The organism is Chondrinema litorale, assembly GCF_026250525.1.
GTDB lineage: Bacteria > Bacteroidota > Bacteroidia > Cytophagales > Flammeovirgaceae > Chondrinema > Chondrinema litorale.
Genome location: NZ_CP111043.1, coordinates 4,526,689 through 4,542,899, shown reverse-complemented (window position 1 = coordinate 4,542,899; position 16,211 = coordinate 4,526,689). Strand labels below are relative to the sequence as shown.

Annotated in this window: 19 protein-coding genes; 9 read left to right on the top strand and 10 right to left on the bottom strand. The window is 33.2% G+C overall.

Going from position 1 to position 16,211, the window contains the following annotated elements; all coding sequences use genetic code 11:
• Positions 1–3 precede the first annotated feature (3 nt).
• Positions 4–1,218: a DUF445 family protein gene (locus OQ292_RS18785; protein WP_284683685.1), complete on the bottom strand. Its 1,215-nt coding sequence runs from the start codon at positions 1,216–1,218 to the stop codon at positions 4–6.
• A gap of 112 nt (positions 1,219–1,330) precedes the next feature.
• On the opposite strand from OQ292_RS18785, the gene OQ292_RS18780 reads away from it, so the two are divergent.
• The 3 genes from OQ292_RS18780 to OQ292_RS18770 all read left to right on the top strand — a co-directional run bounded on the left by OQ292_RS18780 (position 1,331) and on the right by OQ292_RS18770 (position 3,732).
• Positions 1,331–1,807 (top strand): DinB family protein, encoded by a 477-nt coding sequence (locus OQ292_RS18780; protein WP_284683684.1) that lies wholly within the window; start codon positions 1,331–1,333, stop codon positions 1,805–1,807.
• 53 nt (positions 1,808–1,860) lie between these two features.
• Positions 1,861–2,424, top strand: coding sequence for a glutathione peroxidase (locus OQ292_RS18775; protein ID WP_284683683.1), 564 nt, complete (start codon positions 1,861–1,863; stop codon positions 2,422–2,424).
• Positions 2,425–2,514: 90 nt separating this feature from the next.
• Positions 2,515–3,732, top strand: a complete 1,218-nt coding sequence (locus OQ292_RS18770; protein WP_284683682.1) for a sterol desaturase family protein — start codon at positions 2,515–2,517, stop codon at positions 3,730–3,732.
• 4 nt (positions 3,733–3,736) lie between these two features.
• Here the strand turns inward: OQ292_RS18770 and OQ292_RS18765 are convergent, their stop codons facing one another.
• Complete coding sequence (locus OQ292_RS18765; protein WP_284683681.1) at positions 3,737–4,150, bottom strand: methylglyoxal synthase; 414 nt, start codon at positions 4,148–4,150, stop codon at positions 3,737–3,739.
• Between the two features lie 222 nt (positions 4,151–4,372).
• Here OQ292_RS18765 and OQ292_RS18760 point away from each other — a divergent pair, with 222 nt between their 5' ends.
• The 4 genes from OQ292_RS18760 to rplT all read left to right on the top strand — a co-directional run bounded on the left by OQ292_RS18760 (position 4,373) and on the right by rplT (position 6,638).
• Positions 4,373–5,182 carry a M48 family metallopeptidase gene (locus OQ292_RS18760; protein ID WP_284683680.1) on the top strand — a complete coding sequence of 270 codons (810 nt, stop codon included), beginning with the start codon at positions 4,373–4,375 and terminating at the stop codon, positions 5,180–5,182.
• Between the two features lie 138 nt (positions 5,183–5,320).
• The gene (gene infC, locus OQ292_RS18755) at positions 5,321–5,923 is read left to right on the top strand and encodes a translation initiation factor IF-3 (protein WP_431733747.1); all 603 of its coding nucleotides are present in this window, start codon (positions 5,321–5,323) and stop codon (positions 5,921–5,923) included.
• Between the two features lie 138 nt (positions 5,924–6,061).
• Positions 6,062–6,256 carry a 50S ribosomal protein L35 gene (rpmI, locus tag OQ292_RS18750; protein WP_284683679.1) on the top strand — a complete coding sequence of 65 codons (195 nt, stop codon included), beginning with the start codon at positions 6,062–6,064 and terminating at the stop codon, positions 6,254–6,256.
• A gap of 37 nt (positions 6,257–6,293) precedes the next feature.
• The gene (rplT, locus tag OQ292_RS18745) at positions 6,294–6,638 is read left to right on the top strand and encodes a 50S ribosomal protein L20 (protein WP_284683678.1); all 345 of its coding nucleotides are present in this window, start codon (positions 6,294–6,296) and stop codon (positions 6,636–6,638) included.
• Between the two features lie 68 nt (positions 6,639–6,706).
• Here the strand turns inward: rplT and OQ292_RS18740 are convergent, their stop codons facing one another.
• The 7 genes from OQ292_RS18740 to OQ292_RS18710 all read right to left on the bottom strand — a co-directional run bounded on the left by OQ292_RS18740 (position 6,707) and on the right by OQ292_RS18710 (position 13,874).
• The gene (locus OQ292_RS18740; protein ID WP_284683677.1) at positions 6,707–7,087 is read right to left on the bottom strand and encodes a Rid family detoxifying hydrolase; all 381 of its coding nucleotides are present in this window, start codon (positions 7,085–7,087) and stop codon (positions 6,707–6,709) included.
• Between the two features lie 25 nt (positions 7,088–7,112).
• On the bottom strand, positions 7,113–8,957 hold the full coding sequence (gene glmS / locus OQ292_RS18735) for a glutamine--fructose-6-phosphate transaminase (isomerizing) (protein ID WP_284683676.1): 1,845 nt from the start codon (positions 8,955–8,957) through the stop codon (positions 7,113–7,115).
• Positions 8,958–9,109: 152 nt separating this feature from the next.
• On the bottom strand, positions 9,110–10,513 hold the full coding sequence (locus OQ292_RS18730; RefSeq protein WP_284683675.1) for a DUF4270 family protein: 1,404 nt from the start codon (positions 10,511–10,513) through the stop codon (positions 9,110–9,112).
• Complete coding sequence (locus OQ292_RS18725; protein WP_284683674.1) at positions 10,485–11,300, bottom strand: glycogen/starch synthase; 816 nt, start codon at positions 11,298–11,300, stop codon at positions 10,485–10,487. The genes OQ292_RS18730 and OQ292_RS18725 overlap by 29 nt, the downstream gene beginning before the upstream one ends.
• Before the next feature lie 179 nt (positions 11,301–11,479).
• The gene (locus tag OQ292_RS18720; protein WP_284683673.1) at positions 11,480–12,178 is read right to left on the bottom strand and encodes a hypothetical protein; all 699 of its coding nucleotides are present in this window, start codon (positions 12,176–12,178) and stop codon (positions 11,480–11,482) included.
• Positions 12,179–12,242: 64 nt separating this feature from the next.
• Positions 12,243–13,142 (bottom strand): nucleoside phosphorylase, encoded by a 900-nt coding sequence (locus tag OQ292_RS18715; protein ID WP_284683672.1) that lies wholly within the window; start codon positions 13,140–13,142, stop codon positions 12,243–12,245.
• Positions 13,143–13,247: 105 nt separating this feature from the next.
• The gene (locus tag OQ292_RS18710; RefSeq protein WP_284683671.1) at positions 13,248–13,874 is read right to left on the bottom strand and encodes an SLATT domain-containing protein; all 627 of its coding nucleotides are present in this window, start codon (positions 13,872–13,874) and stop codon (positions 13,248–13,250) included.
• 251 nt (positions 13,875–14,125) lie between these two features.
• On the opposite strand from OQ292_RS18710, the gene OQ292_RS18705 reads away from it, so the two are divergent.
• Positions 14,126–14,479: a hypothetical protein gene (locus tag OQ292_RS18705; protein WP_284683670.1), complete on the top strand. Its 354-nt coding sequence runs from the start codon at positions 14,126–14,128 to the stop codon at positions 14,477–14,479.
• A gap of 10 nt (positions 14,480–14,489) precedes the next feature.
• On the opposite strand, the gene OQ292_RS18700 is transcribed toward OQ292_RS18705, so the two are convergent.
• Complete coding sequence (locus OQ292_RS18700; RefSeq protein WP_284683669.1) at positions 14,490–15,086, bottom strand: HAD family hydrolase; 597 nt, start codon at positions 15,084–15,086, stop codon at positions 14,490–14,492.
• Between the two features lie 244 nt (positions 15,087–15,330).
• On the opposite strand from OQ292_RS18700, the gene OQ292_RS18695 reads away from it, so the two are divergent.
• Positions 15,331–16,209, top strand: coding sequence for a prephenate dehydrogenase/arogenate dehydrogenase family protein (locus tag OQ292_RS18695; RefSeq protein ID WP_284683668.1), 879 nt, complete (start codon positions 15,331–15,333; stop codon positions 16,207–16,209).
• Positions 16,210–16,211: the final 2 nt, after the last annotated feature.

Below are 16,211 nucleotides of genomic sequence, written 5' to 3'. Positions count from 1 at the left end.
ACACTATCCGAATAAAATAAAATATTGCGCAAAGCCAGCCATACAGCCGAGTACTGCTCCAACAAGTATCAATGTAATTTCATCTTCTTGAAAAGCTGGTCTCAAAAAACCTTCGAACTCTTCTGGTGAAAGTGCCGACATTTTTGTTCTCAAGTTATTTTTTAAGTCTAACGATTCTTCAGCATAGCCAAAAACTTGTCTTATCGAAATAGGAAGTTCTTGCATAAACCTGAAAAAAACTATGTTTTTTATCACTTTCATTCTTTCTTCACCCGAGATCATTTTCATAATTGTACCCGATACTCCTGCAGTATGATCAACTACTTTTTCGATATGTATTTTTAATAGCTCTGCCAATTTTACAGAACCGGGTCCTCTCAACATATATTCAAAAAGTCCTTCGGTTGTTAAAATTCTTGATGAGATTATTTCTGAATATTCTTTAGCAACTTCTTGCTGTCTTTTTTGAAATAACCCCTGTAAAACCAGTGGCCCATATTTTTTAGGTCTACGTGGTTCGAAGATGAGTTTTATAGCCAGCCAGTTAGTAATGTAGCCTACAATTAAACCGAAAAGTGGTAATATCCACCAAGGTTTAAAAAAGTAAAAAATTACCATCTGGCTAAAACCGAATAAAAAGCCAAAATAAAAGCCAGACCTCTCTATAAATTTAAATTCTTCTTTACCACATTTTAGAAAAATCTCATTTACCAAAGTCTTGTCTTTCATTAAAATACCTACTGAAAGACGCTTTAGATCGATGAGCTCGTTAATATGTGTTTTTATATCTATCATCATTTCTTCCACCACTTCCGGCAGAATTTCTTCGGCAGCTTCATACACTCCTTGTTTAATGGCTTTTGGTGTTCGATGCCAAAGGTCTGGAATTTGAGCATCCATTACTTCATCTGTCAACTTTACAGAAATTTCCATTAAACTAGCTCTCATTTCTTCAGCCACCTTATGCGGATCAATCTTGGCAAACTGTTCTTCCATCCGTAGTAATTTTACAGTCAACAAATCCACAGACTTTTCAGCCATTTTCTTTGTCTTAGATGGAATAATTCCTTGCCAGCCAATCGGCCTGATTCCTATAAATTCTATTGGGTAGAAAGTCATCTTGAGGGCGAGATAATTGGTAAACCAGCCAACCAATCCGCTGGTTATAGGGATTGAAATATATAGCAGGATGTCGGTTTTTGTTAGTTCAGCTAGCATTACCCAAAGATTATTCTACAATTTTATATATTATTTCTGATAATTAAAGCGAAACTGATTATCATCAGAAAAAGGATTAAATAATACTGATATTTTTTTAAGTCGAAAGATAATGAAAACTGAAATAACAAAATTGATTCACAAGTTAAATTCTGTTTTACAGGGAACTCCTTGGTATAATGAACCATTAATTCATAAACTAGAAAGTATAGATTACAAATTAGCCAACATTACTCCTGTTGGTTTAAACTATTCCGTTGCCAAACTTGTAAAACATATGATTAATTGGAGGAAATTTGCGATTGATAAAATTGAAGGCAAAAACCAATTTTATATTGAGTTAAATTCTGCCGAAGATTGGCCTGAGGTTATCATCACCTCAAACGAAGATTGGATAACATTAAAAAAAGAGCTCTTAGAAACACATGTTACCTTGTTTAATCTTTTACAAGAAAAGAATGATGATTTTCTAGAACAAAAAGTTCACAATAGAGAATACAGCTATCACTATTTGATAAATGGTGTTGCAGAACATGACATTTACCACTCAGGACAAGTTGCAGTAGTTAGCCGATTGGCCAAACTTTAAGCTAAGTCATAATTAAAATGACTTACTTTACACTCAGAAATAAAATTGAAACTATGAAAAAACTCATATTTATTGCGCTCATTCTCACATCTTGCTTTGACTCGAATAAACAAATAAGTAAACCTGATACTCTTGAAGCTATGCCCGACAAATCTTTTTATGACTTTACCATGACAGCTATAGATGGTAAGCAAATCGACTTTTCAGCTTTCAAAAATAAAAAGGTATTATTAGTAAATACGGCATCTAAATGTGGGTATACTCCTCAGTACGAAGATTTACAGTGGCTTCATGAAAACTATGGAGACAAGATAACAATCTTAGGTTTTCCTGCTAATAACTTTTTAGGTCAGGAGCCCGGCAGTAATGAAGATATAGCCACCTTTTGCAAAAAAAATTTTGGGGTTACCTTCCAAATGTTTGAAAAAATAGATGTGATTGGTGACAACCAAAGTGCTTTATACGAATGGCTTTCTAACCCGAAAGAAAACGGTTGGAACGAACAGGAACCAAGTTGGAACTTCTGCAAGTACTTAGTGAATGAAAAAGGTGAGTTAGTGAAATTCTTTGGTTCAGGTATTAATCCTAGAGACGAAGCTATTACATCATTGCTTTAAGCATTGAAAAAGAGAGTGAAAATTATTATCTTTAATTAGATAGCCATACTGCCTTTAGGGGCAGTTTTTTTTCACTAATTTTTTAAATAAATGGATTTAAGTCCGGTAGTTCTTTCTATTCCAATCTATTTTCTACTCATTGGTCTTGAATTAATTTACACACTTGTTAAAAGACCAGACTATTATAGAATGTCTGACTCGGTAACCAACATTTCGTGTGGTATTGGAGATCAAATAATTGGAATTTTTGCGAAAGTAATCACACTGGGTTTTTATCAGTATTTATATGAATACCATGCTTTTTTTAGTTTCGAAAACAGCCTGTTAAGCTTCATTGTACTATTTATTGCAGTAGATTTTATTTATTACTGGGTTCACAGATGGAGCCATGAAGTTAATTTTTTATGGGCCGGGCATGTAGTACATCATCAAAGTGAAGAGTATAATTTATCAGTTGCATTAAGACAAAGCTGGTTTCATAAGTTCTTTACATTTATATTCTATCTTCCGCTTGCTTTGTTTGGCTTCGATACTTTGTCTTTTGTGTGGGCAAATGGCTTAAACCTACTTTACCAATTCTGGATACATACAGAAGTAATTAAAAAGCTTGGCCCGTTGGAATTTATTCTCAATACACCTTCTCATCATAGAGTGCATCATGGTAGAAACCCAGAATACATTGATAAAAACCATGCAGGTGTTTTTATAATATGGGATAGAGTGTTTGGTACTTTTGAGGAAGAAAAAACAAAACCTGTTTACGGAATTACTACACCATTAACTTCGTGGAATCCGGTTTGGGCAAATGTGAGTCACTGGTATTATATGTATAAAGAATCTAAGTTGCTTAGCAACTGGCAAGATAAATTTAGAATTTTTTATAAACCTCCAGGTTGGCGACCTGCCTATGCTGGCGGACAGCTTAAAATACCCTTAGTTAGAAAAGAAAACTACAGAAAATTTAGAACGATAGCTCCTAAATCTTTAAACTTTTACATCTTTTTCCAATATGCAATTACAGTTGCAGGAACTGCCTTTTTCCTTTTTAATGAATCTTTATTCTCATTAGATTATAAAATTGCAGGAGCATTATTAATTATTCTAGCTGTAATGAATTTCGGATTCTTATTCGAGAGGAAAAAAAGAGGGCTGTTTTTGGAAAGTATAAGATTGGTTTTAAGCTGCCTATTTTTAACCTATACTGTCCACCAACAACCCAATTTCGAACAAGTTTTATTTATAAGTTCTGTAATCGCATTATTTTCACTCTCGTGGTTGATGACCCAAACCCGATATTTCAGAAAATAATCAATTATCCTTTCGGGTGAGTTTCTGTAAACATCCCTTTTAAAAGTAAGTGTGCTGTTGCTGGGTTTGTAGCCAAAGGCACATTATATAAGTCACACAGTCTCAACAACATCTGCACATCTGGTTCGTGAGGGTGTTTTCCTAGTGGGTCTCTAAAAAATATTACAGCATGTACATCTTTTTGAGCTACCTCAGCAGCAATTTGAGCGTCACCACCCATTGGTCCAGAAAGCTTCGCATCTACTTGTAAACCTGCTTGCGCTACATGAGTACCAGTAGTACCTGTAGCAATAATTTGTATGCCTGTCAATTCGTCTAGGTGATCTTTTAAAAAGGCAACCATTTCAGCCTTTTTTCCGTCATGGGCTATGATAGCTATTTTAGATATTTTTTCAGCGTACATAAGTCTATTTATCATTATTGAATTAAAGTCCTAAATTATAATTTCTCTGGTTTATTCATTCATTTTATTTAAATATCCGTAAGATTTAATCTTAATATTATCTTTTAGAAATACAGGAATAATGCTGATAGAATAGATAGAAATAGTCTAAATCCGCTAATTTTCATGTATTTGAGCAAAAACAATAATGAGATATTGAATGTTTAAATTAAGTTTGCAGTAAGTAAATTTTTATTCATGATCAAGCACATTTTTTCAATACTAATACTAATATTTTTTGTATTTAGCTGCCAGACAGTACCAGTTACTGGTCGCTCGCAGCTTGCGCTAATTCCTAACTCTGAACTACTTCCGATGAGCTTTCAGAACTACGACCAAGTTCTACAGGAAAGTAAAGTATCAAACAATCAGGCAGAAGTTGCCATGATTAAGAAAGTTGGTCAGAGGATTCAACTGGCAGTTGAAAGATACATGGCAGACAATAATGCCTCTTCTCAATTGTCTGGATTTAATTGGGAGTTCAACCTGATAGAAGATGATAACACAGTAAATGCATGGTGTATGCCTGGTGGTAAAGTTGCTTTTTACACTGGTATATTACCAATATGCGATGGAGAAGCTGGTGTGGCAATTGTTATGGGACACGAAGTTGCTCACGCAATTGCAAATCACGGTGGTGAAAGAATGAGCCAGAGTTTATTAGCTCAGTTAGGCTTATCTTCATTACAAGTAGCACTTGGCGAAAATCCATCTCTTACAAACAACTTACTTCTTCAATCGGTTGGTATCGGTACTCAAGTAGGTATGTTGAGTTTTTCTAGACAACACGAATCTGAAGCAGATCGAATTGGTTTAATATTTTCGTCGATGGCTGGGTACGACCCACGCGAAGCGCCAGAGTTCTGGGAAAGAATGAAAGCGGCTTCTGGAGGCTCTGCTCCTCCTGAGTTTTTATCTACTCACCCTTCTAATGATAGAAGAATTAGAGATTTAACAGCTCAGATGCCAGAAGCTATCAAGATTTACGATCAATATAAAAACCAATAAGTAATAACTTTGGTTATATCAATATAGCTTTTAAAAGACTCAGAATGCACTTGAAAAATCTAATTTAATCTTTTAATCGTTTTATTTTTTTTTCAGTAATAAAAAAAAGCACATTAAAGCTTTCTCTGGGTTCATTTATTGAATTTAAAAAGCTATATTTATTATATATTTGCAGTTAAATTATTAGTCACTAAAATTTTTCAAGTTATTAAAAGACAAAAGAGAACTACATCTAATGACGTTTTTTTTCGTACCAACAAACAGATTAGAGCTAGAGAGATAAGGTTGGTAGGAGAAAATGTTGAAACCGGAATTTATAATACAAGTGAAGCATTAAAAATTGCTCTTGAAGAAGGTTTAGACTTAGTTGAAATTTCACCTAAGGCAAGTCCTCCGGTATGTAAAATTATTGACTATTCTAAGTTCAAGTACGAACAAAAGAAAAAACAAAAAGAGCTAAAGGCAAAAGCTCATAAAACTGTAGTAAAAGAGATTAGATTTGGTCCAAATACAGATCAACACGATTTGGAATTTAAAACTAAGCATGCTCTTAACTTTTTAAAAGAAGGCAATAAAGTGAAAGCTTATGTGCAGTTTTATGGCCGATCTATCATATACAAGGACAGAGGTAAAGAATTACTAGATAACTTTGCCAAAGCTCTAGAAGAAGTAGCAAAAGTAGAGAGTCCTCCAAAACAAGAAGGGAGAAGAATGATACTTATGCTTACTCCTAACAAGTAAATGAAAATAAAAAAATTATTGCAGTATGGTAAAAACATACTGCTTTTTTTTGCTCTTCATTATGAATAGACGATAAATAATTATAAATTTGCACTCCTAAAATTTTTAGGGTTTAAATATTTTTAAAAGAGATCCAAAATGCCAAAGGTAAAGACAAAGTCAGGGGCAAAAAAGCGTTTTAAATTAACCGCCTCTGGAAAGATCAAAAGAAAGCATGCTTTTAAGAGCCACATTTTAACTAAAAAAGGCACTAAAAGAAAAAGAAACTTAACTCACATCGGATTAGTACACGAGTCTGATGCTTCTAGAGTTAAAGACATGCTAAAAATCTAATTAAATCATTTCAACAAATTTTTAAATATAATTTAAGATGCCTAGATCAGTCAATCACGTTGCTTCTAGAGCCAGAAGAAAAAAAATCTTAAAGATAGCCAAAGGTTATTGGGGAAGAAGATCAAACGTCTGGACAGTTGCTAAGAACGCAGTAGAAAAAGGTTTACAATATGCTTATAGAGACCGTAAGCAAAAGAAGAGAAAATTCAGAAGTTTGTGGATTCAGCGTATCAACGCTGCTTGCAGAATGCACGGAATGTCTTATTCTCAATTTATTGGCAAAATCAACAAGTCTGAAATTACTTTAAACCGTAAAGTATTAGCAGATTTAGCAATGAATCACCCTGAAGCATTCAAAGCTATCGTTGAGAAAGTAAAATAAGAATTACTTTAAATGCAATAATAAAAAAAGCCCGATTATGCGGGCTTTTTACTTTTATAAGATTTAGCTTACTTAACTGCAATCATAGAAATCTCAACATTTACCCCTTTTGGTAATTTACTCACTTCTACTGTTTCTCTAGCAGGATAGTCTTTTTCGAAAACAGAACCATAAATCTCATTTACAGTAGTAAACGAGTTCATGTCGCTTAAGAAAATACTAGATTTTACAACGTCTCCAAAAGTATAGCCAGCTTCTTCTAGGATAAAACCTAGGTTTTTAAGTACTTGATTGGTTTCATCCTCAAGACTCGTTTGTACTAAAGCACCTCCATTAGAAGCATCGATAGCAATTTGTCCTGAAATGTATAAAGTGTTACCAACCTCAACAGCTTGGTTATAAGGTCCTATTGGTTGCCCAGCTTTGGGTGTATTGATGATTTTTTTCATGTTAAAATTTATTCTTCAAGTTAATTTATTCTACAGTTACAGATTTCGCTAGGTTTCTTGGCTGATCTACATTACAACCTCTCATTACAGCAATGTGATAAGAAAGTAATTGCAATGGAATAACAGAAACCAATGGCATAATAGCTTCGTGAGTTGCAGGTACTTCAATAACATGATCTACCATTTTAGGAATTAAAGCATCTCCTTTTGTTACGATTGCTATTACTTTACCTTTTCTAGCTTTTACTTCTTGTATGTTAGAAACAATTTTATCGTAAGAACTATCTCTGGTAGCAATTACAACAACTGGCATCTCTTCATCTATAAGCGCGATTGGCCCGTGTTTCATTTCTGCTGCCGGATAACCCTCTGCGTGAATATAAGAAATCTCTTTAAGTTTAAGTGCACCTTCTAATGCTACTGGGAAATTATATCCTCTTCCTAAATAAAGGAAATTGCTCGCATCTTTGTACAGCTCAGAAATCTTTTCAATTTCTTCATTAAGAGAAAGTACTGTATTAATTTTTTCTGGTATGCTTTCTAATTGTCTTGATAGATCTTTAAACTGATTATCTGTAATGGTGTTTTTTGCTTTTGCTAACATTAAAGCCATTATATACAATACCGTTAGCTGAGCTGTAAATGCTTTTGTACTTGCAACACCAATTTCAGGACCAGCATGTGTGTACGCACCTTCATGCGAAGCTCTTGCTATTGAAGAACCTACTACATTACAAACTCCTAAAATAATCGCTCCTTTACTTTTTGCTAACTCTATAGCAGCCAATGTATCTGCTGTTTCACCAGATTGAGAGATGGCAAGTAATACATCTCCTTTATTTACAATCGGATTTCTGTATCTAAACTCAGATGCATACTCTACTTCTACTGGTGTTCTAGTAATTTCTTCAATAACATATTCTGCTACTAGCCCTGCATGCCAAGATGTTCCACAAGCTACAATTATAATTCTTTGTGCTTCAACTAAGTCTTTTAAGTGTCTTCTTATACCTCCAAGTAAAGCATGATCTTTCTCTGAAATGAGTCTACCACGCATACAATCTGAAACTGATCTTGGTTGCTCAAAAATTTCTTTCAGCATGAAATAATCGAAACCACCTTTCTCGATTGCTTCAAGCTCCATTTCCAAAGTATGTACATATGGAGACTGTTCTACAGAATCTATGTTTTTAATGTTAATACCAACTCCTCTATTAATAATAGCAATTTCTTCATCATTTAGATACACAACATTCTTGGTATATTCTACAATAGGTGTTGCATCTGATGCTAAGAAAAATTCTCCGTTTGCCTCTCCTATTCCAACTACAAGCGGGCTCCCCTTTCTAGCAGCAATAAGCTGATCTGGATTATCTTTCGAGATAATTACAATAGCGTATGCTCCTACTACTTTTGTTAATGCAATTCGAACTGCTTCGTCTAATGTACAATTATTATTTTTCTGGATATCTTCAATAAAATGAATAAAAACCTCAGAATCAGTTTCACTTGAAAATTGGTGACCTTTAGACTGAAGCTCTTTTTTTATCGATGCGTAATTTTCTATAATCCCGTTATGGATAATTGCCAGATTATGATCTGATGAATAATGAGGGTGGGCATTAACATCATTTGGTTCACCATGAGTAGCCCAGCGGGTGTGTCCAATTCCAATTTTGCCTTCTGGAAATTTGTTGTTGAATGTTTTTTCCAGGTCTGCAACTTTACCTTGTTTTTTAAATACCTCGAGGTCGTTGTTAAGCAGCGCTACTCCTGCACTATCATATCCTCTGTATTCCAGCCTCTTTAAGCCTTTAATCAAGACATCGTAAGCTTGTTTTTCACCAATGTAAGCAACAATACCACACATAAAAAAATCAAAAAAGTTTAAAAAATATTTTAACAATAATAAGAGTAGATATATTCAAATAATAGATTTTTTTATGAAATATTTGATATGGGCAAAAAAATAAACTCCTTATTTACTAAGGAGTTTATTTTAATTATGGTAATTGAGACTAATTATTCTGAACCATTTTCTTTTGTGTAGAAAATTCTTAACACAATTGGGTCAGTTTCATAATTACTATCTCCTATAATACTTCTTGCAATACTGCTTCTACTGTAAAATGGATTAAACATCAATCCATTATTCTCTAAACTCCCATTTAATATACTCTGTATATAAGTTGTTATATCCATTACTGGGTAAGTTCCAGCTCTTGCGTTGTATGTTAAAGAGAGAATAAGATCATCGCTTACAGCCGACGAACTTACTGGTGTTAAAGTAAGACCTTCTCGTAACAATAACCTATTAACATCGAAATTCCCATCTTCATCTAAAGCAAAGAATCGCATAGCCGAAGGTGGAGTACCATGCACCAATGGGCTTAGCTCAACTGGATCAAATGAGAGTTCGACTTTGTTAATTGCCAGATTTGGATTTTGTTTTGCAAAATCATCAAGGTATGGAAATTTAATCTTTGTAGTTAAACCAACACCAGACTGTACATAAGCTTCATTACCAGTTTCAGCTGTATTTATCTCATCTCCAAATTGTAAACCTGCCAAGTAATCTGTATTCGTAAAGTCTACATCTGCGTGAAAAAAAGATGTACCTATAAAGAAAGTCTGTAACTTCGAGATGGTATCACCTGGTAAAGAATAATACAGCTTAAAAGAAAAATTAGTGGAAGTATTAGTATTGTCTGGAGCAAAGCTGAGGGTATACATATCTGCCTCAGTGTCGTTCACTTGTAATTTAAGGCCTTTCAAGATTTCTTCCTCAAAGCTATCTTGATCTTGCATAGCTGCAGCCGTTCTATTTGAAAACAACATTTCTCCTAATGCATCCATTCTCATGCTCATTCTATCGAGCGTATCCAATTCAGGATTAATGGTAACTGAGCCTAAAAGCTCATTATTTACATCAACAATAGTATTGCTCTGATAGTAAGGAATAGTGTCAACGATAAATTCATTTATCGAATAAGCTTCTATTGTTTGATCTAAAGTTTCATCTCCCGAAACCACACTATAAGTAAGCACTAGTTTTGCAGAATCAAAAACAGCTTCATTCCCAGTTTCAATAAAAGTTTCATTAAATTCTGAAGGAATGTAAAGCTTAAAAAATGACTCGGTAGTAGTGCGACCAAATTTTTCATCATTTTCAGTCCCAACCAATAAAGCACGATTGGTAATAACAGAATCTAAATAAACCACTTGTGTTTCAATGGTAATAGTGTCTGTAAATGAGGCTTTTAGTAGTAGATCAGAGTCTTGTAAAGTATCACCAATCGATTCTACATCATTACAAGATGTAAAGTATAAAAGGATTACTATAGCTAGTAATCCTTTATTAAAATGATTGATAAAGACTTCACTCAAATTTAAAGTGCTACCCCACAAGTTCGTTGTAAATTTCATAGTAAGAGTCTAAATAATTTCCGTTATTGGCTTCAATAACATTGATTTTTTTACTTTCTTCAAATTCTTTTAAAAGTCCGTTTACATTAATATCAGCTTCTTTACTTGCTTTGGTTACTAGATCTGAATATTGTGCACCTATTTTAATAAATCCGTTAAAGTCTGCTGATTCAAGGCTTGAAAGCATATTGTCTTCAATATCCATCATCTTCACCTTGTTAAGCAAATCGTCATTAAATTTAAATTCAAAACCTGTATTAAAAACAGTAAATACAGTTTTTGCATCTTTAAACATTGGATCGTTTTTGTAGGTAGTTTTCAGATACATTGGTATTAAGCTGGTCATCCAATCATTGCAATGAACTATGTCTGGCGCCCAACCCAACTTCTTTACCGTTTCGATTACGCCCTTGCAAAAAAAGATAGCTCTCTCATCGTTGTCGTTGTAGAACTTTTCCTGTTTGTCTTTAAACACAGATTTGCGATGAAAATAATCTTCATTGTCTATAAAGTATACTTGTAGTTTAGCACTTGGTATTGATGCTACTTTTATAGTTAATGGTTTTTCTTCATCACCTACTGGAATATTTATTCCAGATAATCTAACAACTTCATGTAAGCGGTTTTTTCGTTCGTTAATTATCCCGAACCTTGGAACCAGAATTCTGATTTCCATGCCTCTTTCTTGCATTGATTGAGGCAACTTTCTAACATAGTCAGCAACTTCGGAACTTTTTAAAAAGGGATTGATCTCACTGGAGACGTAGAGAATTTTTATCTTTGCCATGTTTTTGGACTTTTACATTTATTTTAGTACAAAAATACAAAAAAATAAAGGTATTCCCATATTTATCCCTCATAAAAGCAGATTTTACAGTTAATTATTGTTCTGCTTATTTTTAAAAATCTTGCAGTTTAATGTAGAAATGCATACTTTCTATTAAAAGATGCCTGAATAAAATAAATTTATTTTGAAGAATTTATAAATTCTTTATGCAAAGAAAATCCTCTTTGAATTGAATCTGTTCCGTAATATGGATCGCTAAAATCACTTATATATTCCAGTGATATCTGTAGCTCTTCAATTAGACCTATCGAATCTGCGTAAATTTCCCATTTTACATTTTTATCGACTAAGCTCGAGTCATTTTGAGAAACGATTTTTAAAGTGTTTTCAAAATTACTGTAAGCCTGCTTAAAATTTTGAACTGTGTAAAGTTGTTCATCAAAAGTATTTAAAGCATTTCCATCCCATTGTTTATTTAATGCCAATGGTAAAGCCAATTTTATGTAAGGTGTGTTATGTTCAGATTTAATAATTCTGTTAAAATCGTACCTTACTGACCAGACGGAATCTAACTGCCAGTTTTGTATTGTATCGGCTCTTGAATAAAGAAACACTTTTTGTAGAATGTTACCAGTTAAATCTGACAGGGTATCGCCAATTTCTTCTTTTAAATAATACCTACTAGTATCTGTCGCTTCGAATTCTTTGTAGGTAATTTTTTCAACAGAATATTCGACATAGTGACCTTCGTTTAAAGGATAAAAGCTTGCGCCATACAAACTACTTGGTGGTTCTACTTCACTCTCTGTGCAGGAAACAAATTGAGCAAAAAAGTAGAGTAAAATTATAAGTCTAAAAAATTCTTTTATCTGATGCATTTTTTTTCTTTCAAAAACGCATCCTTTTTCAGCATATTGAAGAATATTGATAGAAAGAAACTAATTAACTAGTGAATCTTTCAAGTACTTTTTGAATTAAGCTATCTATCGCATCTGCAGGCTTTTTAGAGAACTTCTGGATCGCTCTATTTGCTATTATTGCATTTACTGAAAGCATATCGTGCTTAAGCATTTGACCGAATGCATAATAACCGGCTGTTTCCATCTCAAAATTACTTAGATAAAAGCCATTCTCATTAAATGCTGTTAGCTTATCTAAAAAATCTGGAGTTTTTACGGGTGCTCTTAATACCCTTCCTTGTGGTGCATAAAAACCTGGACTGGTCACGGTATTTCCCTGTACCATATCAAAACCAATCTGATTTAACAATACCTCCGAACAAGAAACCAGATAAGGTATACTAGGCAGATTAACTAATTGCTTTAAATTTCGACAAAGATCTTTATGTTCCTTTTTTTGATATAATTTGTAAAAGCCCATTAAGTTGTCTATGCCAATTGCATTTACAGAAATCAAATGACTATCTAGCTTCACATCGGATCGCATGGTACCAGAAGTGCCTATTCTCACAATTTTAAGCTTTTTTCTTCTAGCCTTTCTCTTTCGATTCTTAAAATTGATACTTGCTAATGCATCAAGCTCGGTCATTAAAATTTCAACATTGTCTGTGCCTATACCACTTGAAATAACTGTAATTTTTTTGCCATTAAGTGTTCCTGTATGAGTTATAAACTCTCTTTTATTCATTTCAAAATCAACAGTATCAAAATATCTGCTAACCTGATGTACTCTACCCGGATCGCCAACGACAATAATATTTTCAGCAATGTCAGATGGTTTTAGGTTCAAATGATAAACACTTCCATCATTATTAATAATAAGCTCAGATTCTGGAAAATCAACAGATAAACTTTTAATTTTTTTTGTGTCGGGTGAATGCATATATTTCAGGCAAAAAATTATAGTTAACGCATGAAATATAATTCTTTTACAAAAAAAATACTACCCGATTGGATAGTATTTAAAATATAATTTGGTATTAGATTTTTATTTATCTCCAGTATCAGTACGAACTTTTATAATGAAATCAGTTGTAGACTCCATAATTCTATCGTATTTCAACTTTATAAATTCGACATCTTTAAGTCTTAAAGCATTCTTTCCTTCTTCTAAATATTCTATCGAAAACAAAAGACCTTCTAGCTTGGCAACAGTAGATGTATATTGCACCCACAAGTCTTTAGAATCAAGTAATTTTTGTAATATGCCTATAACAGTTAAGAAACCACTGATAACCAAAGCCATTGTATTGAAAGTTTTTTCAAGACCTTCAATATTTAACCCTAATAAAATGGTTATAACTGCTGCCATTAAAGTTGACATTACTCTAATCACAAATGCCCTTACCTTATTTTTTCTTCTTTCATTTTTATAGAAAGATACATCTTTCCCAACTTTGGCTTTTATTTTATTAAGCTTATTCTGAGCTTCTGAAATTTCTTCTTCAAACCTAGGTTTGTATCTGTCTTCTGTTACATCTGTAAGCACATATTTGTAACCTGTATCAGGAAGTTCGTCTTTCTTTTTTGGTGGGACTATTTTAGGCAAGGGATTCCCAGTAGATTTCTCACTTACTGATGTAAGGTCATCTTCCTGCAGTAAATCTTGATCCATATTTATTTAGTTTGTTAGAAATTGTTTATTAAATGCTTGTCAAAAAGCTACTTTTTAAATACTTATTCGTTAGATTTATTATAGCTATGAAATGAAAAAAAACATGTATTTTTGCTCAGTTTCATACGCTGTGTGCTTTTTGATGAGGATTTGAATTTTTTTTCGTGAAAATGTATTTTTCTTTAAATACTGTGAACAATTACCCTCATTTTTTTTATTATATATGTATAAACATAATCCACCAAGTTTCGATGAAGACAATTGAAGAATTGAGCCTTAACAATATGGTAGTTATTGAAAAGTATCTTAACGACCAGATGACTGACGATGAAAAAGTTTCATTTCTTAAGCAAATGGAAAAAGATAAGGAACTTAGAGAGGATTTTGAAATGGCAAGAGAAGTCTATATAAACATTAATATTGGCGATAGCTTCCAATCAAATTCTGATTTAAAGATTAAAAAAAGCTTATTTGAGCTGCCAGTTTTTTCTATAAATAGAAAGAAAAACTTAGGTGAGAAAATCACCAAAGATAGCTTACTTGCCATTGTAGCAGCTATCATGATGGTGATTGTTTGTCTAGTGATAGTTTACTCTTTAAGCTAAAAAAAGAGTATTATTTTCTTAATTCGTAGTAAGGTCTTACATCAGTAGGGATCATACCTCCATCAATAGCAGCTTTAAGTCCAGGTTCTCCGTCTTCGAATACCTGGCAAAATTGTGGTTCAACTCCCATTTGTTCTGCACATTTCAAAAAAGTTTCAGGATGTGGCTTAGGGTGAGATACATCTTCTGCGGTTACGATTATATCAAAATACCCTTGTAACCCAATATAATCTAGAGTAAGTAATGCAATCTCTTTTATATTTCCAGTTCCACAAGCAACTGGCATTTTTCCATGATATTTTTTTAAAACATCTACTACTGCTGTTACCGGTTTTAATGTTTCGCCAATAATTTCGAGAAAAGTACCTTCTTTTTCTTCTTCAGTTTTTATAGGGTCTAGGTTTAACCCATACTTTTCATTTAATATTAAGCAGATTTTTTGAGTTGGTACACCTGCCAAAGAATAGAAAAAATCTTCGGTAAACTCAAATTTTTGAGCATCAGCAATACTTTTCCAAGATAAATAATGAGAAGGCATAGTGTCGGCTAGGGTGCCATCAAGATCAAAAATAAGTCCTTTAGCATTGGGTGAGATTTCTAATATCATTTTAAGCTGGTTTATGTTTTAAAACCCTGCAAAGATAGAAAATAGATTGCGGCTACAAGTATCTAAATATTTAATTCATCATTATTTCACTTTCTATTAGCAGCGTAAATTATCAGATACTCAAATCTAGATAAGGTTTTGTGGCATTTCTTTAATTTAATTGCCAGCTTTACAAACTGTCTTTAAATTCTCAGTAGAAAGACAAACTTGAGATTGAATCTGAATTAAAAAGTTTAAGTTTAGAATGGAAATAAAAAGTTTAAGATACGGGGTAATTGGTGGTAGTCAAGGTATGGGGAGTTGGTTTGTTAATTACCTAAAAGACAAGAATTGTGAGGTTACTTTTAGTTCTAATGATGAGTCTTCTCAATGGAGTTCAAATAAAGAGTTGGTAGAAAACTCTGATGTAATCTTTTTGAGTGTGCCTATTACATTTATGCAAGCTGTTATTAAAGAGATATTTCCATACCTCAACCAAAAAATTCTTATAGAGGTTTGTAGTGTAAAGAAGTTTATTATCGATGAATATAATTCACTGCAAAAAGAAAATCCTGAGATAAATGTAGAGTTTCACTCTTTCCATCCAATGTTCTCTCAAAGAGTTTCCAGTTTGGAAGGACAAGTCTTTCTATATTGTTTTAAGTCAAATGATCGAGGTTTTTTTAGTGCATTTAATCAGTGGCTTATTGCTGATCAAGCAGAAATCTTCGATCTTGATTACATCAGGCACGATAAAGTGATGGGGGTAGTTCAGGGCCTAAATCACTTTAATATTTTTGTAAGTGCCAGAGCTTTGGAGCAAGCCGGACATAATCTTGGAAAAATAAAAGATGTATCCTCGCCGCCATATCGCATTTTCCTCATTTTCTTTAGCCGATACGTTTTGCAAGACCCTGCTCTTTATGCCGACATTCAGATGTATAATGAATTTGTACCAGAGGTTTTAGCTATTTTTAAACAAGAGGTAGATAACTTATATAATATCATACTCAAAAAAGACAAAGCAGCATTTATTGAGTACGTAGAAACCACTAGATATTATTTTGAAGAAAACAGAGAAGATACAGGAATTTCTAACCACTTAATTGAGCAACTCGGTATTTACCTAAATAGGCACAAATAGTC

Coding starts and splice junctions, on each gene's coding strand:
- OQ292_RS18785 (WP_284683685.1), bottom strand. CDS start 1,218: ATGCTAGCTGAACTAACAAAAACCGACATCCTGCTATATATTTCAATC.
- OQ292_RS18780 (WP_284683684.1), top strand. CDS start 1,331: ATGAAAACTGAAATAACAAAATTGATTCACAAGTTAAATTCTGTTTTA.
- OQ292_RS18775 (WP_284683683.1), top strand. CDS start 1,861: ATGAAAAAACTCATATTTATTGCGCTCATTCTCACATCTTGCTTTGAC.
- OQ292_RS18770 (WP_284683682.1), top strand. CDS start 2,515: ATGGATTTAAGTCCGGTAGTTCTTTCTATTCCAATCTATTTTCTACTC.
- OQ292_RS18765 (WP_284683681.1), bottom strand. CDS start 4,150: ATGATAAATAGACTTATGTACGCTGAAAAAATATCTAAAATAGCTATC.
- OQ292_RS18760 (WP_284683680.1), top strand. CDS start 4,373: ATGATCAAGCACATTTTTTCAATACTAATACTAATATTTTTTGTATTT.
- rpmI (WP_284683679.1), top strand. CDS start 6,062: ATGCCAAAGGTAAAGACAAAGTCAGGGGCAAAAAAGCGTTTTAAATTA.
- rplT (WP_284683678.1), top strand. CDS start 6,294: ATGCCTAGATCAGTCAATCACGTTGCTTCTAGAGCCAGAAGAAAAAAA.
- OQ292_RS18740 (WP_284683677.1), bottom strand. CDS start 7,087: ATGAAAAAAATCATCAATACACCCAAAGCTGGGCAACCAATAGGACCT.
- glmS (WP_284683676.1), bottom strand. CDS start 8,957: ATGTGTGGTATTGTTGCTTACATTGGTGAAAAACAAGCTTACGATGTC.
- OQ292_RS18730 (WP_284683675.1), bottom strand. CDS start 10,513: ATGAAATTTACAACGAACTTGTGGGGTAGCACTTTAAATTTGAGTGAA.
- OQ292_RS18725 (WP_284683674.1), bottom strand. CDS start 11,300: ATGGCAAAGATAAAAATTCTCTACGTCTCCAGTGAGATCAATCCCTTT.
- OQ292_RS18720 (WP_284683673.1), bottom strand. CDS start 12,178: ATGCATCAGATAAAAGAATTTTTTAGACTTATAATTTTACTCTACTTT.
- OQ292_RS18715 (WP_284683672.1), bottom strand. CDS start 13,142: ATGCATTCACCCGACACAAAAAAAATTAAAAGTTTATCTGTTGATTTT.
- OQ292_RS18710 (WP_284683671.1), bottom strand. CDS start 13,874: ATGGATCAAGATTTACTGCAGGAAGATGACCTTACATCAGTAAGTGAG.
- OQ292_RS18705 (WP_284683670.1), top strand. CDS start 14,126: ATGAAGACAATTGAAGAATTGAGCCTTAACAATATGGTAGTTATTGAA.
- OQ292_RS18700 (WP_284683669.1), bottom strand. CDS start 15,086: ATGATATTAGAAATCTCACCCAATGCTAAAGGACTTATTTTTGATCTT.
- OQ292_RS18695 (WP_284683668.1), top strand. CDS start 15,331: ATGGAAATAAAAAGTTTAAGATACGGGGTAATTGGTGGTAGTCAAGGT.